This window comes from Dactylosporangium sp. NPDC048998, assembly GCF_043197855.1.
GTDB lineage: Bacteria > Actinomycetota > Actinomycetes > Mycobacteriales > Micromonosporaceae > Dactylosporangium.
The window spans coordinates 23,987-44,983 of record NZ_JBICTV010000010.1 but is presented as its reverse complement, the minus strand read 5'-3'; the positions used below and the strand labels follow the sequence as shown (position 1 = coordinate 44,983).

The 20,997-nt window shown below is 70.8% G+C and carries 18 protein-coding genes; 9 read left to right on the top strand and 9 right to left on the bottom strand.

Annotated features, from left to right (window positions below):
- The first annotated feature begins 59 nt into the window (after nucleotides 1–59).
- Both ACGFI8_RS23470 and ACGFI8_RS23465 read left to right on the top strand, forming a co-directional pair.
- Nucleotides 60–794 (top strand): DUF2306 domain-containing protein, encoded by a 735-nt coding sequence (locus ACGFI8_RS23470; RefSeq protein WP_392807897.1) that lies wholly within the window; start codon nucleotides 60–62, stop codon nucleotides 792–794.
- Nucleotides 795–826: 32 nt separating this feature from the next.
- Nucleotides 827–2,191, top strand: a complete 1,365-nt coding sequence (locus tag ACGFI8_RS23465; RefSeq protein ID WP_392807896.1) for an MFS transporter — start codon at nucleotides 827–829, stop codon at nucleotides 2,189–2,191.
- Nucleotides 2,192–2,228: 37 nt separating this feature from the next.
- Here ACGFI8_RS23465 and ACGFI8_RS23460 read toward each other — a convergent pair whose 3' ends face one another.
- The gene (locus ACGFI8_RS23460) at nucleotides 2,229–3,662 is read right to left on the bottom strand and encodes a ricin-type beta-trefoil lectin domain protein (protein WP_392807894.1); all 1,434 of its coding nucleotides are present in this window, start codon (nucleotides 3,660–3,662) and stop codon (nucleotides 2,229–2,231) included.
- A gap of 412 nt (nucleotides 3,663–4,074) precedes the next feature.
- Between ACGFI8_RS23460 and ACGFI8_RS23455 the strand changes: the two genes are divergently transcribed.
- A complete protein-coding gene (locus tag ACGFI8_RS23455) occupies nucleotides 4,075–4,992 on the top strand; it encodes a GNAT family N-acetyltransferase (RefSeq protein WP_392807892.1) in 918 nt (305 codons plus the stop codon).
- Nucleotides 4,993–5,065: 73 nt separating this feature from the next.
- On the opposite strand, the gene ACGFI8_RS23450 is transcribed toward ACGFI8_RS23455, so the two are convergent.
- Nucleotides 5,066–5,965: an aminoglycoside phosphotransferase family protein gene (locus ACGFI8_RS23450; protein WP_392807890.1), complete on the bottom strand. Its 900-nt coding sequence runs from the start codon at nucleotides 5,963–5,965 to the stop codon at nucleotides 5,066–5,068.
- A 100-nt stretch (nucleotides 5,966–6,065) separates the two neighbouring features.
- Nucleotides 6,066–7,367 carry an MFS transporter gene (locus ACGFI8_RS23445; RefSeq protein WP_392807887.1) on the bottom strand — a complete coding sequence of 434 codons (1,302 nt, stop codon included), beginning with the start codon at nucleotides 7,365–7,367 and terminating at the stop codon, nucleotides 6,066–6,068.
- Nucleotides 7,368–7,457: 90 nt separating this feature from the next.
- On the opposite strand from ACGFI8_RS23445, the gene ACGFI8_RS23440 reads away from it, so the two are divergent.
- Complete coding sequence (locus ACGFI8_RS23440) at nucleotides 7,458–8,039, top strand: CGNR zinc finger domain-containing protein (RefSeq protein WP_392807885.1); 582 nt, start codon at nucleotides 7,458–7,460, stop codon at nucleotides 8,037–8,039.
- Between the two features lie 13 nt (nucleotides 8,040–8,052).
- Here ACGFI8_RS23440 and ACGFI8_RS23435 read toward each other — a convergent pair whose 3' ends face one another.
- A complete protein-coding gene (locus ACGFI8_RS23435; protein ID WP_392807884.1) occupies nucleotides 8,053–9,591 on the bottom strand; it encodes a carboxylesterase/lipase family protein in 1,539 nt (512 codons plus the stop codon).
- Between the two features lie 279 nt (nucleotides 9,592–9,870).
- Between ACGFI8_RS23435 and ACGFI8_RS23430 the strand changes: the two genes are divergently transcribed.
- Both ACGFI8_RS23430 and ACGFI8_RS23425 read left to right on the top strand, forming a co-directional pair.
- Nucleotides 9,871–12,084, top strand: a complete 2,214-nt coding sequence (locus tag ACGFI8_RS23430; protein WP_392807883.1) for a DEAD/DEAH box helicase — start codon at nucleotides 9,871–9,873, stop codon at nucleotides 12,082–12,084.
- Nucleotides 12,085–12,889: 805 nt separating this feature from the next.
- On the top strand, nucleotides 12,890–13,543 hold the full coding sequence (locus ACGFI8_RS23425) for a biotin/lipoyl-containing protein (protein ID WP_392807882.1): 654 nt from the start codon (nucleotides 12,890–12,892) through the stop codon (nucleotides 13,541–13,543).
- Nucleotides 13,544–14,554: 1,011 nt separating this feature from the next.
- Here ACGFI8_RS23425 and ACGFI8_RS23420 read toward each other — a convergent pair.
- Together ACGFI8_RS23420 and ACGFI8_RS23415 are read right to left on the bottom strand one after the other, a co-directional pair.
- On the bottom strand, nucleotides 14,555–15,130 hold the full coding sequence (locus tag ACGFI8_RS23420) for a helix-turn-helix domain-containing protein (protein ID WP_392807880.1): 576 nt from the start codon (nucleotides 15,128–15,130) through the stop codon (nucleotides 14,555–14,557).
- Nucleotides 15,130–15,366 carry a hypothetical protein gene (locus tag ACGFI8_RS23415; RefSeq protein ID WP_392807879.1) on the bottom strand — a complete coding sequence of 79 codons (237 nt, stop codon included), beginning with the start codon at nucleotides 15,364–15,366 and terminating at the stop codon, nucleotides 15,130–15,132. Before ACGFI8_RS23415 ends, ACGFI8_RS23420 begins: the two co-directional genes overlap by 1 nt.
- 132 nt (nucleotides 15,367–15,498) lie before the next feature.
- Between ACGFI8_RS23415 and ACGFI8_RS23410 the strand changes: the two genes are divergently transcribed.
- Nucleotides 15,499–15,855 carry a YciI family protein gene (locus ACGFI8_RS23410; protein ID WP_392807877.1) on the top strand — a complete coding sequence of 119 codons (357 nt, stop codon included), beginning with the start codon at nucleotides 15,499–15,501 and terminating at the stop codon, nucleotides 15,853–15,855.
- A gap of 65 nt (nucleotides 15,856–15,920) precedes the next feature.
- Nucleotides 15,921–17,126, top strand: coding sequence for an RNA polymerase sigma factor (locus tag ACGFI8_RS23405; RefSeq protein ID WP_392808300.1), 1,206 nt, complete (start codon nucleotides 15,921–15,923; stop codon nucleotides 17,124–17,126).
- Between the two features lie 26 nt (nucleotides 17,127–17,152).
- Here ACGFI8_RS23405 and ACGFI8_RS23400 read toward each other — a convergent pair whose 3' ends face one another.
- Both ACGFI8_RS23400 and ACGFI8_RS23395 read right to left on the bottom strand, forming a co-directional pair.
- Complete coding sequence (locus tag ACGFI8_RS23400; protein ID WP_392807876.1) at nucleotides 17,153–18,490, bottom strand: MFS transporter; 1,338 nt, start codon at nucleotides 18,488–18,490, stop codon at nucleotides 17,153–17,155.
- A gap of 40 nt (nucleotides 18,491–18,530) precedes the next feature.
- Nucleotides 18,531–19,148: an HAD family hydrolase gene (locus ACGFI8_RS23395; RefSeq protein ID WP_392807875.1), complete on the bottom strand. Its 618-nt coding sequence runs from the start codon at nucleotides 19,146–19,148 to the stop codon at nucleotides 18,531–18,533.
- 61 nt (nucleotides 19,149–19,209) lie between these two features.
- Between ACGFI8_RS23395 and ACGFI8_RS23390 the strand changes: the two genes are divergently transcribed.
- A complete protein-coding gene (locus ACGFI8_RS23390; RefSeq protein ID WP_392807873.1) occupies nucleotides 19,210–20,397 on the top strand; it encodes an ROK family protein in 1,188 nt (395 codons plus the stop codon).
- On the opposite strand, the gene ACGFI8_RS23385 is transcribed toward ACGFI8_RS23390, so the two are convergent.
- Complete coding sequence (locus tag ACGFI8_RS23385; RefSeq protein WP_392807872.1) at nucleotides 20,384–20,980, bottom strand: NlpC/P60 family protein; 597 nt, start codon at nucleotides 20,978–20,980, stop codon at nucleotides 20,384–20,386. The two genes, ACGFI8_RS23390 and ACGFI8_RS23385, sit on opposite strands and share 14 nt — an antisense overlap.
- Nucleotides 20,981–20,997: the final 17 nt, after the last annotated feature.

Genomic DNA, 20,997 nt, shown 5'->3' with positions numbered 1-20,997 from the left:
GCAAGGCGCAGAGTTCATGGCGCCCGGTTCGTCACGTCACGAGAGACAGGTGAAGCGACATGCCCACGACAGTCGACCGCTCGTCATCCCCGGCCGCCACCGGGGCACCGGCCGGGCGCAGCCGCACTCGGCGGCAACTGCGATGGGCGGTACCGCTGCTTCTGGTCGCGGTCGCGTTCGTCGTGTACGCGTTGCCGCCGTACCTGACGTTCGACCCGAACCGGTCCCGGCTGCCTGTCCCGCAGAGCCATCCGCAGTACTACCCGCTGCTGGTAGCGCACATCATCTTCGGCTCCGTGGCACTGCTCGCCGGCTGCTTCCAGGTCTGGCCATGGTTCCGCCGCCGCTACCCGGCCGCGCACCGCTGGATGGGCCGGGCGTACTTCTTCGCCGGGGTCTTCCCGGCGGGGATCGCGGTCCTGGGCGTCGCACCGCTCAGCAGCACCGGCTTCGTCTCACAGGTCGGCAACACCATGCTGGCGGTCCTCTGGCTCGCAACGTCGATCGCCGGATACCGCATGGCGCGGCAACGAAGGTTCGTCGAGCATCGCCGGTGGATGATCCGCAGCTTCGCCCTGACCACATCGATCGTGGTCAACCGGGCGTGGGTGATCCTCTTCGTCATCCTGCTGCTGCCCCAGGTCGACACGACGTTCGGCGGCGACCAGGACGCGATGATCCGGGCAGCGGCCGGCGCCAGCGTCTGGATGAGCTGGGTGCTCAATCTGCTCGTCGCCGAATGGTGGCTGGAACGCGGCGACGCCCGCCGCCGCGCCCGTCGCGACGCGGCCTGATGGACCCTCGGCGCAGGGATTCGGGAGGCCCTGTGGCGGACAGGTGGGCGGGACTTGCGGCACTCCTCGCGGGGTTCTTCGTCATTTTGCTCGATACGACGATTGTGGCGGTCGCGAGTCCGAGCATCCAGAACGATCTCAAGCCGGGCGTCTCCGGACTGTTCTGGGTGACGGCCGGTTATCTGCTGGCTTTCTCGGTCCCGTTACTCGTCGCCGGGAGGCTCGGCGATCGGTATGACCCCAAGCGCGTGTTCCTGGTAGGGATGGGCGGCTTTGGGGTGGCCTCGGCGCTGTGCGGGCTGGCTCCGTCGGTCGGCTGGCTCGTCGTGTTCAGGGTTGCGCAGGGTCTTGCGGCGGCCGCGATGGCTCCTCAGCCGCTCACGCTGATCCGCCGCCTTTTCGCAGCCGATGAGCGCGGGCGGGTTCTCGGTGTATGGGGCTCTGTCGCGGCAGCCGGCACGCTGCTCGGCCCGATCCTCGGGGGCTTGTTGACCGCAGTCCTGGATTGGCGGTGGATCTTCTGGGTCAATGTTCCGCTCTGCGGTATCGCGCTGCTCCTGGGACTACGCTGGATTCCCAGGAGCCGAGGTCTCGCTACGCGGGTTGACCTGCTGGGGGCGGTCGCAAGCACGGCCGGCCTCGGTGTTCTCGTCTGGGCGCTCCTTGCCTGGCGTGACATCTCAGCGCCCGCGATGATCACCGCTGCCGTCGTCGCCGCAGCGCTGTTGGTCGTCTTCGCGTTCCATGAACGGCGGATGGGGCCTGCGGCTCTGGCTTTGCTGGAACTCTACCGCTCGGCCGGCTACCTCGCGGCAAGCGTTGCGATGGCAGCGCTTGGCACAGCGGTCATCGCGATGGCTCTGCCGACCATGCTGTATCTGCAGCAGGCAAGGGGCCTCGGACCGATGCAGGCAGCGTTGGTGATGACGCCGGACGCTGTGGTAGCAGCCGTGTTGTCTCCCGCAGCCGGCCGTTGGGTCGACCGGGTGGGACCACGCCGTCCGGCGGTTGTGGGGATGGCGCTGCTTGCGGCAAGTCTCTTGCTCATCGGACTTGTGGTCGTCCTGGAAATCAATCCATGGTGGGCGGCACTCGGGGCTGCGGTACTGGGTGTCGCGAACGCCGTGGCCTGGTCGCCTCTGTCGGCTGCCGCCATGGCATCTGTGGACTCGGCGGCGGCCGGTGCGGCCTCGGGAATGTTCAACACCGTCCGGCAGGTGGCGGCGGTGACGGGCGTTGCGGTGACCGGTGCGGTGCTGACTGGACTGGGATCGTCTCCGACGCTGGCCTTCAGCGTCGTGTTCGCGCTCATGACGCTTGTCGCGGGCGCCGGCCTCATCGCCGCAACCCGGCTGCCACTGGTATCGACAGTCGATGATCCCAGTGGCAGCCGCTGAGTGCAGCCCGCCGTGTCCGTGCGGATGCAGGGCTGCCTCAGGAGCGCGTCCACTTCTGGTTCGCGCCGCCGTTGCAGTACCACACCACAACGGCCGTGCCGTTGGCCGTGCCGCCACCGTTCGCATCGAGGCACAGTCCGGTCTGGACGTTGGTGATCGTGCCGTCGCTGTTGACGTTCCACTGCTGGTTTCCGGTGCCGCTGCAGTCCCAGGTCTCCACCCGCGCACCGGCGGCGGTGCCGCCACCGGGGATGTCGAGGCACAGCTTCCCGTACACCACCAGGGTCTTCGACGGCGTCAGCAGCCACGACTGGTTGCCGCCGCCGTTGCAGTCCCAGATCTGCAGTTTCGTGCCCCACGTGGTCGACCCGCCGGGCACGTCCAGGCACCGCTTGGAGCTGCCGCCGCGGATCACGGAAGCGCCGCCGGAGCCCCAGGCCCACTGCAGCCGGCTGACGCCGGAGGCGTTGTTGTTGGTGAGGGTCAGGTCGCTGCCGCTCCCGCCGAGCTTCTCCATGCTGTAGGAGTCGCCGGTGCGCAGCCCCGGCCAGTAGACCGAGCCCATGCCCAGCAGCCGAAGCGTGTCGCTGGCGGCCTGGATGTAGGCGACGTAGGCGTTGCCGTTGATCGGGCCGTTGTAGTTCAGGCCCGTCGTCATCGGCGCACCCCACTCGTCCAGGACGGTGCGTGAGGCGCACGAACCGATCCTGTCCCGCAGGTCGTTGGCCCAGGACCAGTAGCTGGTCTGGCTGGGGTTCCAGAACCCGTAGAAGTGCAGCGAGAGGTACGTGCCGGACAGCCGGCTGTCGGCGCACACGGAGGTGACGTTGTCGTTGTAGCCGGTACCGCTGACGAAGATCCGGCTCTTCGGGACCGACGGATAGGTGCTGATCCAGCTGGCCGCGAGGTTTGCCCAGGCGCTCTGGCTGTATCCGAACGGCTCGTTCATCGGCTCGAAGTAGACCATGCCGTTGCCGCCGTACGCGTTGACGACGGTCTGCCACATGTTCCAGTACGCGCTGGTGTTGTCGACCATCCCGTCCTTGTGGGCGGTGCCCTCCCAGTAGCTGAGGATGACCTTGAAACCCTTGGCGACGGCGGCGTCGATCGCGCCCGTGTACGAGGACCAGTACGACCCGTTGACGGTGTACGGGTTGATCGGCAGCCGCACGGTGTTGGCGCCGAGATTGCTCTGGAACCCTCCGATGACTGCCGTCGCCTTGGCGTATGTGGTCGAGTAACTGTCCGATGTGGACAACCCCGACGGTACGACCGGGTCGTCGGCGTAGTTGTCCCTCGGGTCGGCCCAGTTGACGCCCTTGAACTGATCCGTGGCGGCGAGCGCGGGGGTGCCGACCATGCCGACCTCGACGCCGACCGTCGCGGCGAGCAGGGCGACGAGGGTGCCCAGCGTGGCGGCCCACCGCGGAACGAGTCGCGCGCCCCGCCGGGAAACACGTGTGCCCAACATGAAGTGCCCCTTCCGGCAGGCACGGGGGGTGGCTGCGCGACGGGGCCGCAATGCAACGGGCAGCGCCGCCAGCGCAGAACCTGGATAAGACTGCGGATGAATCGACGGAAGTCTACGTATTTGCCGATCTTCCCGTCAACACGCCCCCGGATGGCACTCGGTCAGTGTCGAGGCGTTCGCCCCGCGTTGGCGGCCCTGCGGCGGCGGAAGAGAGCGGGAATCGGATCGGTCGTCCACCCCTGCATTCTCGGCTGCGAACGCAATTGGCTGGACGGTGGCCGACCTGCGTGCGCGGAAAGTCCGTTGCGGGCGCGGTGGTGAGCCGGTAGAACAGGCGGCGGCGACGAGTGATCGCCAGAAGGGAGGAGCCGGTCATGTCCCGCAAGCAAAGCACCGAGCTCTGGAGCATCACATGCACCTCACCTTCCGCCCCATCACCGGGCCCGACGAGCTGGACCTCTTCCGCCGCCTGACGTACGTCCTCGACGACGAGGTTGCCGACGACCTCGCCGCCGGGCGGCGCCGTCCCGGCTGGATGTGGATCGCCCAGGACGCCGGCGACGGCGGCCGCGTCGTCGCCCGCGCCGCGTGGTGGTCACGCGCCGGCTCGCCGGACCCCTACCTGATGGACTTCTTCGACTTCGTCGGCGGCCACGCCGACGTCGGCGAGCAGCTCGTCCGCGCCGCGCTGGCCGAAATCCTGCCGGCCGGGGCAACACCGCCGGAGTACATCCGGTTCGTGCCGCCGGACTGGCGCGACGACCCGGCGCCCGTGCGCGAGCGCATGGCCGCGCTGGAGCGGCTCGGCGCCCGGCTGCTCGTCGAGCGGCTCCGCCTGGAGTGGCGCCCGGGCACGCCGATCCCCGCCGATCCGGGCCGTCTGCGGTTCCGGGAATTCGGCGGCAACGCCGAGGCCCTCGACCTGATGACGGAGGCGCTCGAGGGCACCCTCGACGCCCACAGCCGCACCGATCTCGCCCGGCGCCCGGCCCGCGAGGTCGCCGCCGAACACTTCCACGGCGAGCTCGAACGGTGGCCGAGCCCGCGGGAGTGGTGGCGGGTCGCGACGCTGCCCGACGGCGACCCGGTCGGGTTCGTCTTCCCGGCCCGCAACGACTACGGCCCGATCATCGCGTACATCGGCGTCCTGCCGCGCCACCGCGGACACGGCTACATCGACGACGTGCTCGCCGAGGGCACCCGGGTCCTGGCCCGGCACGACATCCCCCGGATCCGGGCCACCACCGACGTCGGCAACGTGCCGATGGCGCGCGCGTTCGCCCGGGCCGGGTACGTCAACCACCAGAACCAGATCGACATGGCCTGGTAGCGGCGGGATATCGAGGCGCGGCGAAGCGACGTCCCCTGTCGCCCGCCGCGCCTCCTCGCTGGCACTGCACCGGTCAGGCAGGTGGCGGATCAGCCATGATGCGCGTGAGGGTGCGCCGACCCATCCGGCTCATGGCCGGGTTGCTCTGGTGGTAGTACCAGACGACCCCCATGGCCTGCACGAAGGCCCACGCCCTGCCGCGTTCCCATTCGAGGTCGTCGCAGCCGAGTCGCTCCCGCAGCGCCTGGCGCGGCTCGCGTTCCAGCAGATGCCAGGCACTCACCAGGTCGAGGGCGCGATCGGCAACCCCCAAGCCACCCACGTCAAGAATTCCGGCGAGCCGCGAATCGGCGACGATGACGTTGCCGGGAATCAGATCACCATGGGTCATCGTGTCCGCGTACTCGCCTCGCGGCAGTTGTCGCATCACGGCCCAGGCACGGCGTAGCCTCGGGACGTCCAGCAGCGTTTCGCTGTGCTGGAAGCACGTCCGCATCCATGAGTCATGAGCCCGCAGCTCGCCCCCGCGCCCCTGGCCGCTGAACACGCGGCCTCGAGTGTCGATGGCCCGTACGTCGTTGATGAACTCGGCGAGGTCGTGTGCGAACGCGACCGATTCGCCGGGGTCCCGGTCGGTGGCTATGACGCCGGGTATCCAGGTCTGCACCGACCACGGGAGCGGGTAGCCGGCGCCGGGTTCGCCGACGGCGACCGGTTCGGGGGTCGGGAATCGCGTACGTCCGAGCAGTTCGCGTGCCGCTTCCGCTTCGCATTCCAGCCAGTGGCGCGCCGCCTCGACGGCCCGGGGTTGCAGCGGGAATCGAGCCGCGAATCGGTCACCGATACGGAAGATCGCGTTGACCGTCCCCTGCGAGGCGACACGGCTGACGGGCAAGGCCCGCCACTCGGGAAACTGCGCGTCCACCAGCGCACGCACGGTTTCGAGCGGCACACTGAGTTCGTCGTGATGCATCGACACAAGCGGCAGCGTGATACCTCTCGACCGCTGGTAGCAACCCGGTTTCGGCCTGCGGCCGCCTCCCGCATCGCACCGGCATCGGCCCTGGCGTCGACTACATCGAGGGCTCCGGCTGGTCGGCGACCGCGAGCGCCGAGTCCGTCACCACCCTGAGGTAGGGGATCACGAGGCAGATGCACACCGCGGCGAAGACACCGAACGCGAAGCGGTAGGTGACGGTCTGGGCCAGTACGCCGGCGATCAGCGCAGCCACCGGCGTCATGCCCCACCCGACCAGCCGACTCGCGGCGTTGAAGCGGCCGAGCATGTGGTTGGGAACGGACGACTGGATGATGACCCGGGCATTGACCGTCCACATCGTCCCGCCCACGCCGGCGATGAACGCCGCGGCTGCGACGAGGACGGCGCTGCTCGGCGAGGCGGGCACGACGGCGGGGACCGCAACCAGCAGGAACGAGCCGATGATGTCGGCGAACATCGACCAGCGGCGGCCGAGGAGCCGGTTGATCGGCCCGGTCAGCGTCGCGCCGACCACGCCACCGGCGCCGAGCGCGGTCATCAGCAGGCCGAACTGGCGCTCGCTGAGCCCGAGCGGGCCCGACACCGCGTACGCCGGGATGATCGCCAGCCACGCGCTCCAGCACCCGGCCATCACCGCGATGAGCAGCGCCATGGTGCGCAGCAGTTTGGTGCGCCAGAGGAACCGCAGACCGTCCTTGATCTCGACGCTGACCGACCGGCGCCGCTGCCCCGAGCTGACCGAGAAGTTGCCGACCAGCAGCAGGAGCAGCGCCGCGCCGAGCACGTAGACGACGCCGGTCGTGCCGAGCGCAAGGGCGAAGCCGGCGGCGACCAGGAAGCCGCCGAGCGGGGCGCCGAGGAAGCCGTTGCAGAGGTACTCCATCGCGGTGACCCGCGCGCTGACGGTCTGCCAGCGAGAGCGCGGCACCGCGGAGGGCACGATCGAGGCGGCCGAGGTCAGGGCGGTCACCTCGGCGACGCCGAGCCCGAAGCCGACCATGTAGATCAGGGGCAGGTTGATCACGCCGGTCAGCACGGCGCCCAACAGGATGGCCATCGCCGCGATCCGGGTGACCTCGGCCCAGACCATCAGGGTGCGGCGGTCGAGGCGGTCGACGAAGACGCCGATGTGCAGCGCGGTGGTCAGCCACGGCAGCGTGATCAGTACCGCGACGGCGGCGACCAGGGCGGGGGAGTCGGTCAGCCGCACGGCGAGCAACGGCAGAGCGATCTTGGTGACCGCGTCGGCGAGGTTCGTGAGGATCGTGAACGCCACCAGGATCCACTCGTTGCGCCGCGGTACCGTCGCGTCGACCTCGGCCGCGGTGGAGGCTGCTGTGATGGTCGTCCTTGCCGTCGACGATGGTTGCGACATCGACCCTCCGGGATAACCAGTAGGCTGGGCTAACCAGTTAGCAGGGTCTAGCAGTAAGCTCGCCGTGTCAAGCTGGTCCAGGAGGTGGCGATGAGCAGCGGTACGCATCCTCTGCCGCCTGAGCTGGATCCGGTCCTCTCGTTCGTCAATTCGGTGGACATCGAGCTTGATACGGACGAGTGGGCCGCCGGTCCGCCGGCTCTCGCGGGCTGGCTGACGCTCAACGGACTGCTGAACGACGGCGACGTGCGGGTCACGTCGGCCGAGTTCGGCCTGGCCCGCGATCTCCGCGCCGGCCTTCGCGCGATGACCCTCGCCAACAACGGCGTCCCGGCGGAGCCGGCTGTTCTCGACGATCTCCGGGCGGCGCTGCGGGCCTTCCCGCTCACCGTCCGGCCCGACGCCGCCGGCGGGGGCGCGCTTACCGGTACGGTCGAGGGTCCGGTCATGGCGGCGCTGGGCGTGGTCGTGGCGGGTTATGCCACGGGCCTGCTCACCGGCGCCTGGGCCCGCATGCGGCAGTGCCCGGCCGGCGACTGCGCCTGGGTCTTCTGGGATTCCTCGGCCAGGAGCGCGCGGCGCTGGTGCAAGATGCGAGTCTGCGGCAACCGCGCCAAGGTGCGCGCCTTCGCCGAGCGCCAGCGCGCCGCAGAAATCGCCGGGCCGGGCTGAGCGCGTCAGCTCCTCAACGAAGACGACCGACGAGCAGCGGGAGCGCGGGGAAGGTGTGGTTCTGCCACAGCAGCCGCGAGGTCTCTTCCGGGTAGGCGGTGACCATCGACGGCGTGTCGAAGAGCTGTGTGCGGCGGTGGGCGGCGTCGTACGGAGGCCAGCCCGGGTCGCCGTGAGCGGCGAACGCCGTCCACGCCCCGCGGATCCGCGCGGACAGCTCCTCCGCCGCTGGGGAGGGCGGGTCGCCGATCAGCATGGCGGGCTGTCCGCTGCCCAGGTTGCCGAAGACGAGCGGTACCTCCAGGCCGTGGCAGGCGCCGAGGCCACCGCCCAGTCCCGGGGCGGACCAGGTCAGTTCGTAGAGGTGGGCCCGGCCGCCGCCGGCGATCTGCGCGTCGGCGAGGTGGAGGCTCGGCATGCGGAACAGCCAGTCCGCGTTGACCAGTTCGTACAGCTCCTCATCGGCCGCCGCCGGGAATGCCTCCCGGTATCGGCGTGCGCCGTCCGGGTCGGGGGCGAGCAGGTGCAGCGCGGTCTCGGTCTGCTCGTGCGTGACCTGGCCGAGCACGCCGTCGATCAGGCTGAACAACCGGTGCTCGTCACGGGTGTGCCCGACGAGAAGTCCGACGTCCCGGGCGGCGCCGTCGGCCAGCGCCTGCCAAGGGGTTGCCGGCAGGACGTCACCGTCGACGACCGGTGCGAACGGGATCGGCCGGTGGGTGATCGGCCCCCAGCGCTCCCGCCATCGGGTCATCTTGGCGAGGATCGCGTCGCCGGCGGCGGGCAGCCGGGCCGGGGCCACCGCCGACAGGCCGGACACCGTGGGTCGTACCCCCAGCTCGGCGGCGCAGGCGGCGGCGATGTCGGCGGCCAGTTCGGGGGAGAAGAACGTCCCCGGCACGCTCTGCGCGACCGCCCGGCGGAAGAGCCCGGCGGCGCGCGGCATGGCAAGCAGCGCGGCGACCGATCCGCCGCCCGCTGACTGCCCGAAGACCGTGACCCGGTCCGGGTCGCCGCCGAACGCCCGGATGTTGTCCCGCACCCACTGCAAGGCCGCGACCTGGTCGAGCAGTCCCCGGTTGGCCGGGGCCCCGTCGATCTGCGCGAAACCCTCGATACCGAGACGGTAGTTGAGGGTCACGACCACGGTTCCGCTCCCGGCCAGGTGTCCGGCGTCGTATTCCGGGAGGCCGGAGTGGCCCATGCCGTAACCGCCGCCGGGGATCCACACCATCACCGGGAGCCCTGCCGCCGGATCCGGTTGCGGTGTCCAGACGTTGATCGTCAACCAGTCGTCGCCGGCCGCGTCCTCGGACGACCCGAGCACGCCGGACTGCGGGGGCGGCGGGCCGTACGAGACCGCCGGGCGTACGCCGTCCCAGCTGCGCACCGGCTGCGGCGCGGCGAAACGGAGGGCGCCGACCGGCGGCTCGGCGAACGGGATGCCGCGGAAGACCGCCAGGCCGGCCTCCCGGCCGCCGCGGAGGACGCCGGCCGTCGTGCGGACTTCCGGCTCGGACTCGGACGGCTTGCTGGATGCGGTGACGGCCACTTCGCGTTTCCTCCCCGTTCCTGCGCGGCCGAGCATCCCAATACGCGCTGTCTGCGGGCAAGCCATATAGGGGCAGCCTCGAGAACTCGTCACGGTCGGTAGCAGTCGGAACGCGGCATGTTCCGTCGATGGGGGTCGGGCGCGGTTCGGACCGGCGTAGCGGGCATCACGGCCGGTCTGTCGGTACGTTCAAGGCATGTCTCTGCGGTATTCCACGGTGCTCCAGCGGCCGGCGACCCGGCCGAGCGTTACAGGCCCGCTGCCGTGCCCGCCGTCGCGATGACGGCCCCGAGTCGCCGAGAGACACGCGCGCTGCTGGCCCGGGCGGCCGAGGCGCAGGCCGAAGCCGAAGCGGTTGTCGAGATTGTCAGCTCGGCCCGTGCGAAGGTCGTCGAGGCGTACGCGATCGCGAGTGAGCCCCAGGTGTGGACCGCGATCGGGAAGATGTCGATCGAGACGGTAAAGGACACCGTGGACGGCCGGGCCCGGCTGGACGAGCTGCCGGCACACGGCATCTACTCGGTCGCCGACGTGCTGCGGGCCGGCCCGGACCGCCTGATCGGCGTACCCGGCATCGGCGAAGGCACCGCACGCAAGACCATCCACGCTGCCGAGCAACTCAAGCGGGCGGCGCGGGACTCGCTGCAGTTCCGGATCGAGTTCGACCCGAAGAACCCGGACATGACCCGCTTGCTGCGGGCGCTGGCCAAGTGGGGCGCGGTGTGGCACGCGGCCGGGGTACACGAGGCCGGCGCCGGGCGGCTCGCCGCGGAGCTGGCCACGCAGCGGCCGATCGCCGAACCAGCCGCGACGGGACGCATACGCCGGCTGTTCATGCGGGCCGGAGACAAGGCCGTCGCTGACGCCGCGACGCGGCGGGTACGGGCCCTGGTGGACACCGCCGAGTCCAGTGGCCTGCTGCGGGCCGCCCGGGAGGTACGCGCGGTCCGCACGCCGAACGACGAGCAGGTCTGGCGCGACTTCGAACAGCACTCGGCGGACTACTACGGTCTGCTCAGCCAGGTCGTCGGCCTTGGCGGCGACGTCGCCGCGAGCGAGGGCTACCTGCCCGCCGACATCGTCGAGCGGGTCGGGGCGCAGCAGCTGGACACCTCCCGGCTCAACGACAGCCTCCGGTTGCGCGGCTACCAGTCGTTCGGTGCCCGGTTCGCCCTGGTCCAGCGGCGGGTCGTGCTGGGCGACGAGATGGGGCTGGGTAAGACGGTCCAGGCCATCGCCACAATGGCGCATCTGGCCGCCCGTGGCGCCACCCACTTCCTCGTCGTCTGCCCGGCCAGCGTACTGATCAACTGGGCTCGCGAGATCGCCCGGCACTCGACGATTCCGATGATCAGCCTGCACGGCCACGGCCGGGCGCGGGCGGCGGCCCGATGGCGGGACGAGGGCGGCGTCGGCGTGGTCACGTTCGGCTCGCTCGGCGCGCTCGGACTTCCCCCGCTCAGGCCCGCGCTGCTGGTCGTCGACGAGGCGCACTACGTGAAGAACCCCGGCGCGAAGCGGTCGCAGGCGGTCAACCGGGTCGCGGCGGAGTCCGACCGGGTGCTGTTCCTCACCGGTACGCCGATGGAGAACCGCATCGACGAGTTCCGGGCTCTGATCGAACACCTGCGGCCGGAGGTCGCCGCCGGCATGGGGCCCGAGCACGCGGCGATCAGCGTCGAGGCGTTCCGGCGCGCGGCGGCGCCGGTCTACCTGCGCCGCAACCAGCCCGACGTGCTCACCGAGCTGCCGGAGCTGGTCCAGGTCGACGAGTGGGAGGAGTTCGGCGTCGAGGACGGGGCCGCGTACCGCGCCGCGGTGCGCGAGGGCAACTTCATGGCCATGCGCCGGGCCGCGTTCGCCGTGCACCGGCCGCACGACTCGGCGAAGCTGACCCGCCTGCTCGAGCTGGCCCGGGAGGCGATGGCCAACGATCGCAACGTCGTGGTCTTCTCCTACTTCCGCGACGTGCTGGCGGTGGTGGGCGCCGCGCTCGGCACTGACGCCCGTGGGCCGATCACCGGCTCGACGCCGGTCGCCGACCGCCAGCGCATCGTGGACGAGTTCACCGCCTCGCCGAAGCCGGCCGTGCTGGTGTGCCAGATCGAAGCCGCCGGGGTAGGCGTGAACATCCAGGCGGCATCGGTGGTGATCCTCTGCGAGCCGCAGGTCAAGCCGTCGATCGAGGCCCAGGCGATCGCCCGGGCTCACCGGATGGGACAGGTGCGCACCGTCCAGGTGTACCGCCTGCTGATCGCTGACTCGGTCGACGAGCGGATGATCGAGATCCTCGGCTCGAAGGCGCAGCTCTTCGACGCGTACGTCCGGCACAGCACCATCGCGCAGGCCGCGCCGGGCGCCGTGGACATCTCCGAGGTACAGCTGGCCCGGATGATCGTGGCGCAGGAGCAGCAGCGGCTGGCCGGCACACCGGAGCCGCCTCGCCGTCTCGTCAGTACCACGACGTCCGCCCAGCACACCCGCCCACAGTGACCGGGTTGAGCGAACGCTCGTTGAACATCTTCGTCACGACCTTGATGTCCAGAGGCATGGGGACGGCCGCACTTCACCGGGGTCTTCACAATGGCGGGTAGCGCTGAGCCGGTCAACCGATGTTCGGCGTGCGGGGCGCGGGTCGAGCGGTTGGTGTCCGAAGAGTGTCCACTGTGGTCGGCTCGTATGGTCTATCGAGACCAGCTGCGGTGGCTGCGGCGCGCAGGAGGTCGTCGACGGCTGGGATGACATGCCGGAAGTGGTTCGTACTGCGCTGATCTCGCAGTACGGGCCGACGCGGCTTCGGCTGGACCCGACGTCGGCGAGTCCGCTCCGCGTCCGGTTGCTTGCCACTCTGCGACGTTCGGGTGGCTCGCTTGCCGAGGTCATCGACATGTTTGAGCGGCTTATCGGCGATGGTCTTACGGGACGGACGCTGAGATGCGCCTAGTCGCCGGTCGCTTGGCCGCCACAGGCGTTCGCGTTGATCTGCAGCGATGCCAGCCTCCGCCGTCATGACAGCCTCCGCCAAGATCGCCCTGGTCACCACCAAGGGGTGGCCTACGCCTCGCAGGACACGGCCTCACCATCGCACTGGCGGAATTGATGACCAATGCGGGTAAATACTCCCCGAACTGGGTACAGGTCGAGCGCGCCGTTCGCAGAGTGCCGCGCGGCGACAGCAGGCCGTCCTGGCCCCGTCCGAGCACGCCGTGGTGCAACCGGTGAGCAGCGACACGACCACGGCCGTGCAGCAGACCACGAGGGCGACGGATCATGCTCCTAGCTGCCCCATACTGGCGTTGTGCGCGCTGCCGAAGAGATGTGGCATGTCGGAGTTCCGCTCGTCCTTGTGGCGTTGAGTGCTAACGCATTGCTGGTGGCTCTCTTCCGCCGGGGGCTGCCGGAGTTGTCACGGCGCGACTGGGGATACGGGCTCGTTGTATTCATTCTGGCCGGCGATGCGGCATTCGGCGATCAGCGGCCATTGTTCGAGCGTCAGTGGAAAGGGACCGCCGCGGCGCTTCTCGCCTTGACCCTCAGTATCGAGTTGTGGCGTCAATACAGCTATCGGAGGCGTACCGGATCCCGCACGGCGGAGGCTTCGCCGGCACGGCTTGACGCCTCGGCGGCCGGCGCAGCCCTTGAGTTGCAGCCGGCGGGGAATGTCGTCAGCGCGGAAACCGCGCTGGCCGCTGGCGAGACCATGGTCGTGGCGATGCCGCACCTCGGCCCGGGCAACGATGGGGGGACAGTGACCCGCTGGCTGAAGGAGGTCGGTGAGACGGTCAAGGCCGGCGAGCCGCTGTTGGAGGTCTCCACCGACAAGGTCGACATCGAGTTTCCCTCTCCGGCCGCTGGCATGCTGCTGGAGATCAAGGTTGTTCAGAACGAAACGGTGCTCGTCGGCGCCACACTGGCGGTGATCGGCGTTGGCCGTATCGGTTCGGAGAGATAAGTGACCGAGCCCAGCGTTCGGCGACCGGTCGCAGTGCGCGATCGGCACACCCCATCTTGATGGGCGCCGGCCTCCGCCTCTCCGGACGGGCTGACGGACGCAGTCACCAGCACGTCCCTGGGCAACGGAGGCTTCAGCCGGCCGTGCCATGCTGTACATGCCGTTTCAGACAATGGACGGCCCATTCCGCATACCTCTGGGTGCAGGAGGATGAGATGAGCCGCATGGTGAACGGTGGGCCATCTCCCAGGTCAGACGCTATGTGAAATTCACGGCCCGACCTGAATATGGCATTCATCCCAGTCGTTCCGCATCATTCGCGTTCTACGTCTGTCACGGATCGAGCCCCGAAACGTACGGTGGCGGCAAGCCGTAAGCGCGGAGGTGGCGCCCGTTGCACCGGACGCCACCCGCTCCCCGCGCACCGATGTGTCGCAGCGAAGGAGTTGGAATGACCGTAGCAACGGGTCGACGCGTGGACAACGCTTCACGACGTGACCGCTTCATCCTCATCCTGCGGACTCTCGACACCATAAGAGGTGTCCTGGTAGCAGCCGCCAGCCTGACAGTAGCCGTAGCGGCCCTTCTGCGGCTCGTCTTGGGAAGTTGAGCTGTTCGGCTCGCTGGCCGGGCACCGTAAAATTCGGCCGGCGAGCCGGCAACACCCTGTCACCGGCGGCTGAAAATGCGCCGCTATCACGCTCGGTGATCGAGTTTGGCGCCGTTGGTGAAGAACTCCGGCGCTACATTCGTCGTTGTTGATGTGGCTGTCGTGGTGGCACCGCACGCTGCCCCACGGCGGGGTCAGGGCGGCTAGGTTGGCGGCGGAGCCGGTGGAGACGAGCGCGACGTCGACGTCGTGTTCGAAGGTTTCGCTGAGGCGGCGCCGGGCGCTGTCGGTCCAGCTGTCCGCGCCGTACGGCGGGCCTGACCGGCGGCGGCCGCGGTCACGGCTTCAATGATCTCAGGCGCGGCGGCGGCGGTGACGCTCATGGACACGGGGCCTGTCTTTCAATTGATGATCGGCGAGGCGATGACGACGGTGACGTCGGCCGGGTGGGTGCCGGTGCGGTAGATGTGCGGGGCGTCGCCGGCGAAGGCGAGCAGATCGCCGGAGTGCAGGTCCGCCGGGGAGCCGCTGGGCCCGGCAATGAGGTGGCCGGCGGCGACCAGCAGGTGCGCGATGGTGCCGTTCGCGTGCGGCACCCCCTGCAGTTCGGTGCCGGGTGGCATCCGCAGCCGCCAGATCTCCAGGCTGTTGCCGCTGCTGATCCGGCGCAGCAGCTCCCGGCCCACCTCGCCGTCCGGCAGGGCGGTGCCCGGCATGAACACCGGGCCAGGGTCCGTGTCTCGGGCCAGCAGGTCGGTCAGCGGGATCCTGAGCGCGACCGCGAGCGCGTCCAGCGTCTCGATCGTCGGGTTGCCGTGGCCGACCTCCAGCTTCGACAGCGTCGCCTTGCTCAGCCCCGCGCGCCGAGCCAGTTCGGCGCTGCTCATGCCGCGCTGCTCGCGGCGCCGGCGGATCTGCGCCCCCACCGCGGCCGCGGTGCTGCTGGCAGGCCGCCGGTCGGCCGGGTTCTGCGCCATCATCGCGCCCTGTGGGAGGCGGTGTAGGAGACACGGATCCGGCCTCGTTTGACCTTCAGTGTCGGCAGGACCACATCGGCCAGGTCGCCGAGGCTGCGCACGTGCGTTCCTCCGCAGGGCGCGGCGTGCAGAGCATCCAGGCGCACGATGCGCCGTCCCTGTTCGTCATACGCCGTCGTCACCGGCAGGTCGTCGGCGATGGCCGCGGCGACCGTCTTCCGCAGGGCGGCGGTCACCTCCTCCCGGTCCTCGGGGCTGGCCGGCGGTACGTCCGGCTCCGGCGCGGTGAAACTCGACGTGGTGCGGCTGTCGAATCCGGGCCGGGTGTTCGACGTAGAGGTGTAGGACGATCGTGAGGGAGGACGACCATGGCTCAGTATGCGGTCCTGATCTACGCAGCGGATTCCGCCCACGGCGCGGATGCCGGGGCGGAGGATCTTCAGGTGCATGACCGGCATGCCGCGGAGTTGGAGGAATCCGGGTGTCTGGCGGCGGCGTTCGCGCTGGAGCCGATCGCGACCGCGACGTCGATCCGCGGTGACGTGGTGACCGACGGGCCGTTCGTGGACGCGAAGGAGGTCGTCGCGGGCTTCTACGTGATCGACGCACCCGACCTGGACGCCGCGCTGCGGATCGCTGGGCGCAATCCCGTCACTCAGCAGGGCGGGGGCGTCGAAGTGCGGCCGGTCGCGGGCGGCTTCGTACGCCCGCCGGCGCACGGATGACGCGCCCGGAGCCCGCGGACGTCAACAGGGCGGTCGCCGATGTGCACCGTCGCGGCTGGGCCCTGGTGCTCGCCGCGACGGTCCGCGTCGCGCGGGACCTGGATCTGGCCGAAGAATGCGTACAGGAGGCATACGCGAGCGCCCTGACGGCCTGGCCCGAGAACGGAGTTCCGGCCAACCCGCTTGCCTGGCTCACCACGGCGGCCAGGCGTCGCGCCATCGACGCGATCCGACGGGAACGCGTGTTCCGCTCCAAGCTCGCGTTCCTGGTCGAGCCTGACGAGGTGGTGGACGAGCCGGTCCTCGACGAGCGGGCCGAACCTGCCCTGGAGGAGTTGGCGGACGTGGTGCCCGACGAGCGACTGCGGTTGATCTTCATGTGCTGTCATCCGGCGTTGGCCGCGGACGTTCAGCCGGCTCTGACGCTGAGGCTGGTGTGCGGGCTGACGACCGGGGAGATCGCCCACGCGTTCCTCGTCTCGGAGCCGACGATGGCCGCCCGGCTGACCCGCGCGAAGAAGAAGATCTCGGTCGCCCGGATCCCCTATCGGATTCCGGAAGCGGCCGAACTCCCCGATCGCCTCCGCGCGGTCCTCGGGGTGATCCACCTGCTGTTCACGACCGGGCACACCGCGCCGTCAGGCGCGTCGCTGGTCCGCACCGACCTCACCGATCAGGCGCTGCATCTGGCCCGGATGCTGCGCGAGCTGATGCCCGACGAGCGGGAGGTGTGGGGGCTGCTCGCGTTGCTGCTGGTCACCGACGCCCGGCGAGGCACCCGGGTCGACGCCCAGGGCCGGTTGGTGCGGCTGGAACAGCAGGATCGATCCCGGTGGGACCGTGCCGCGATCGCCGAGGCGCATGACCTGATCGTCGACGGCCTGCGCGGCGGGCGGCCGGGACGGTACGTCCTGCAGGCGGCGATCGCGGCACTGTACGCCCAGGCGCCCACCTTCGAGCAGACCGACTGGCCGCAGATCGTGACGCTCTACGACGAACTCCTGTCGGTGTGGCCCTCACCGGTCGTGGCGTTGAACCGCACGGTGGCCCTCGCGCAGGTCCGCGGACCCGAGCACGCCCTCCTGCGGATCGCGGAACTGGAACAGGACGGCCGGCTCGCCGGCTACCGGTACCTACCGGCGATCAAGGCAGACCTCCTCCAGCGGCTGGGACGAACCGCTGAGGCCACGCTGGCCTACCGGCAAGCATTGGACTTGACCAGCAACGAGACCGAACGGGAGTTCCTGACCCGGCGCCTGGCCGAAGCATGAGCGCGCACCGGCGCGCCGGGTGAACGTCACAGGACGCGGGGTGGGGTGTTTCCGGCCGCGATGATGGCGCGGCGGACCGGCACGGCCAGCAGCATCGCCAGGCCGGCCACGAAGAAGACCAGCGTGGAGACGATGGCCAGGCGGTTGGTGTGGGTGAGCTGGAACGCCAGGCCGAACAGCAGCGGGCCCAGCCAGCTCGTGCCGTCGGAGGAGATCTCGTACAGGCCGTAGTACTCCGCCTCGCGGCCGTGCGGGATCATCTGGCTGAACAGTGAGCGGCTCAGGGCCTGGCTGCCGCCCAGCACGATCCCGATCAGGCAGCCCAGCAGCATGAACGCCACCGGGTTGTGGGCCGGCAGCGGGTAGGCCAGGCCAACCGCGATGATCCATACCACCAGGCTCCCGGCGATCGTGCGCCAGGCGCCGAACCGGGCGGCGACCCGGCCCAGAGCCCACGCGCCGCCGAAGGCGACGAACTGCACCAGCAGGATCGTGATGATCTGTACCGACTGGTTCAGCCGCAGTTCCTGGTCGGCGTAGATGGTCGCCACGGTGATCACGGTCTGGATGCCGTCGTTGTACACCAGGTAGGCGGCGAGGAAGAACACCGTCAGGGGGTACGCACGGATCCCCTTGAGGGTGTGCCACAGCTGGCGGAACCCGTCGGTGAGCGGGGATCCGCGGCCGTGCTCGCCGGCCACGGCGGGGCGGTCGGTCAGCCGGGCGACGGCGACGGTGGTGAACACGGCCCACCACACGCCGGCCGACACGATCGACCACCGGGCCACGGTCGCCTTGTTGTCCTCGCCGAGCATCACCAGCGCGGCGAGGTTGGCCGCCAGCAGCAGGCCGCCGCCGATGTACCCGATGGCCCAGCTGAAGCTGGAGATGCGGTCCCGGTCGTCGGGGCCGGCCAGCTGTGGCAGGAACGAGTTGAACACGACCTTCGCCGCGCCGTAGGCGATGTTCGCGACCAGCAGCAGCACGGCGCCCAGCAGCCACCGCGTGCCGGTCAGGAACACCATCGCGATCACGCTGCCGGCCCCGATGTACGCGAACAGCGCGAGCAGCCGCTTCTTGTGCGAGCTGCGGTCGGCCAGCGCGCCGACCAGCGGCAGGATCGGCACGGTCAGCAACACCGAGGCGGAGACCGTGTAGGTGAACAGCGAGCCGGTGGCGACCGGGATGCCGAACGGGTGCACCAGCCCGTCTGGGCCGGCGGCGTGCTCGGCGATCGTGGTCAGGTAGGGGCCGAGGAAGACGGTGATGACCGTCGCCCGGAAGGCCGAGATGGCCCAGTCGTAGGAGTACCAGCCGACCCGTTCGGCGCGGGTCGACGGGGGCGCGACCTGGGTGGTAGTCATGGCTGTCCTCCTCGCCGGGTGGCTTGGAGTGTAGAAGCCGCTACCGGCTTTCGACAGTGAGCAGGTCGGCGAGGTCGCCCAGGTCGCCGAGGCGCACGTCGCCGTCGAGGCCGCGCAGCGCGGCGACCGTCGCCCCGGCCGCCCGGCCGGCGTCGAGGCCGGGCTGTGAGTCCTCGACCACGAGGCAGTCGCCCGGCGGCACCCCGAGCCGGGCCGCGGCCTCGAGATACGGGTCCGGGGCGGGCTTGCCGCGCGGCGTGTCCTCGACCGTGACGAGCAGCGGCGGGTCGATGCCGGCGGCGCCCAGCCGGGCCAGGGCCAGCCGCCGGTCGGCGCTGGTGACCACCGCCCAGGGCAGGTCCAGCTCCTTCAGCGCGACCAGCAGGCGGGCCGCGCCGGCGGTCGGCACCACGTCGTCGAGGTCCCCGTACTGCAGCTCCAGCTGGCGCGCCGCGGCCCGCTCCACGCCGGCCGGGTCGAGGTGGGGCTGCACGGCGGCGATCGTGGTCGGCGCCGGGTTGCCGTGCATGCGGGGGATGATCTGGTCCGCGGCGACGCCGGCCTCGGCGGCCCAGGCCAGCCAGGCGCGCTCCACGGCGGCGTCGGAGTCGACGAGGGTGCCGTCCATGTCCAGCAGTACCGCAGCGAAGCGCCGCATTTGCCCGTACCCCCTCGGATAAATAAACTCGTCTCACGAGCATAATCACCGGGAGCGTGCGATGGCAACGATGCGGGCCGAGGAGCTGCGCGTGCAGGGCGCGCTCGCGCTGCTGCGCCACGCGCACGCGCACCCCGGCGTGACCCGCGCGGAGGCGGCCGCCAGCCTGGGGCTGAGCAGCGGCTCGGCGACCGAGATCATGGGCCGGCTGCGCGCCGCCCGGCTGCTGGGCGAGCGGGCGTCGGCGCCGACCGGCGGGCGCGGGCGCCCGAGCACCGTGCTCGTGCCGCACCCCGAGGGGCCGCTCGTGGCCGTCGTCGAGCTGACCCATGCGACGTGGACGGTGACCACGGCGGCCATCGGCGGCGAGCTCGCCCCGGCGCCCGTGCACCGCCACCGCGGCGGGCCGCCCGGCGAGGTGCTCGCCGAGGTCGGCGCGGCCCTCGAAGGGCTGCGCGCGCGGGCCGGCGATCGGCTCGCGGCCGTCGGCGTCGCGCTGCCGGGCACGGTGCGCGGGCACACGGTCGTGCAGGCCGCGACCCTGCGATGGCGCGACGTCGACCTGTCCGGGCTGGCCGCGTCCGCCGGCGGCCTGCCGCTGACCGTCGGCAACGACGCGTCCCTGGCCGGCGTGGCCGAGGCGTTGCGGGGCGCGGCGCGCGGGGTGCCGGTGGCGCTGCACCTCACCGTCGAGGTCGGCATCGGCGGGGTGCTGCTCGTCGGTGGCGGCCCCGTGCTCGGCGCGACCGGAGCCGGCGGCGAGTTCGGGCACGTGCCGTTCGGCGATCCCGGCCTGCGCTGCCCGTGCGGCGCCGCCGGCTGCTGGGACATCATGGTCGACGGCCGGGCGATGGCCCGCAGCCTCGGCCGGGCCGACCCCGAGGACCCGCGGGCGTTCGCCGGGGAGGTCCTGGCCGCCGCCCGCGCCGGTGACGGGCCGGCCCGCGCCGCCGTGACCGAGGCGGCCGACGCCCTCGGCCGCGGCATCGGCGCCCTGCTCAACGCGCTCGACCCGGCGGTGGTGACCCTGGGCGGCCTCGGCGCGGACCTGCTGGAGGTCGCCGGGGACACCATTTCCGCGGCGGTACGGCGGGCGGCGATGGCCTGGCGCCGCCGAGACGGTCTCCTCGGGCTCCCGCCGGTCGTCCCGGCGGAGCTGGGCTCGCGCGGCCCGTCGATCGGCGCCGCGGAGTCGGCCCTCGCCGCCGTGCTGGCCGACCTGACCCGGGAGCGGGTCACACGTCGGTGAGGTGCACGTAGGCGACGACCTGCTCCTCGCGGGGCAGCGCCTGCAGGCGCACCGACACGCCGGTGTGTCCGGCATTGATCACCTGGCCGTCGCCGATGTAGAGCACGACGTGCCCGCCGTTGTTGGTGAACACCAGGTCGCCGGCGGCCAGCTCGTCGCGGTCGACCCGCTCGCCGACCTTGATCTGGTCGTACGTGACCCGGGGCAGCCGCACGCCGGCCGCCTCCCAGGCTCGCATCACCAGGCCCGAGCAGTCGAACGTGTCCGGCCCGGCGGTGACGAACCGGTAGGGCTTGCCCAGCTGCTCCCGGGCGTACGCGATCGCGGTGGCCACCTTGCGGGCCCGGATCGCGGCGGTGTCGTCGCGCAGGACGAGGGTCTGACCGATACAGATCAGGGTCGAGGTGCCGAGGTTGTTGAGCCGCTGCAGCTCCGCCACCGTCGTGCCGTTGCGGCGCGCCAGCCCCCACAGCGTGTCGCCGGGCCGCACCACGATCGTCTGGGGCGCCTCCTGGGCCAGGGCGTTCTGCGGTACCAGGAGCAGCGCCCCGGCGAGGAGCGCGCTCAGCCATCGATGTCGCATGCAGGCACCATAGCGAA

Coding starts and splice junctions, on each gene's coding strand:
- ACGFI8_RS23470 (WP_392807897.1), top strand. CDS start 60: ATGCCCACGACAGTCGACCGCTCGTCATCCCCGGCCGCCACCGGGGCA.
- ACGFI8_RS23460 (WP_392807894.1), bottom strand. CDS start 3,662: ATGTTGGGCACACGTGTTTCCCGGCGGGGCGCGCGACTCGTTCCGCGG.
- ACGFI8_RS23455 (WP_392807892.1), top strand. CDS start 4,075: ATGCACCTCACCTTCCGCCCCATCACCGGGCCCGACGAGCTGGACCTC.
- ACGFI8_RS23450 (WP_392807890.1), bottom strand. CDS start 5,965: ATGCATCACGACGAACTCAGTGTGCCGCTCGAAACCGTGCGTGCGCTG.
- ACGFI8_RS23445 (WP_392807887.1), bottom strand. CDS start 7,367: ATGTCGCAACCATCGTCGACGGCAAGGACGACCATCACAGCAGCCTCC.
- ACGFI8_RS23440 (WP_392807885.1), top strand. CDS start 7,458: ATGAGCAGCGGTACGCATCCTCTGCCGCCTGAGCTGGATCCGGTCCTC.
- ACGFI8_RS23430 (WP_392807883.1), top strand. CDS start 9,871: ATGACGGCCCCGAGTCGCCGAGAGACACGCGCGCTGCTGGCCCGGGCG.
- ACGFI8_RS23420 (WP_392807880.1), bottom strand. CDS start 15,130: ATGGCGCAGAACCCGGCCGACCGGCGGCCTGCCAGCAGCACCGCGGCC.
- ACGFI8_RS23410 (WP_392807877.1), top strand. CDS start 15,499: ATGGCTCAGTATGCGGTCCTGATCTACGCAGCGGATTCCGCCCACGGC.
- ACGFI8_RS23400 (WP_392807876.1), bottom strand. CDS start 18,490: ATGACTACCACCCAGGTCGCGCCCCCGTCGACCCGCGCCGAACGGGTC.
- ACGFI8_RS23395 (WP_392807875.1), bottom strand. CDS start 19,148: ATGCGGCGCTTCGCTGCGGTACTGCTGGACATGGACGGCACCCTCGTC.
- ACGFI8_RS23390 (WP_392807873.1), top strand. CDS start 19,210: ATGGCAACGATGCGGGCCGAGGAGCTGCGCGTGCAGGGCGCGCTCGCG.
- ACGFI8_RS23385 (WP_392807872.1), bottom strand. CDS start 20,980: ATGCGACATCGATGGCTGAGCGCGCTCCTCGCCGGGGCGCTGCTCCTG.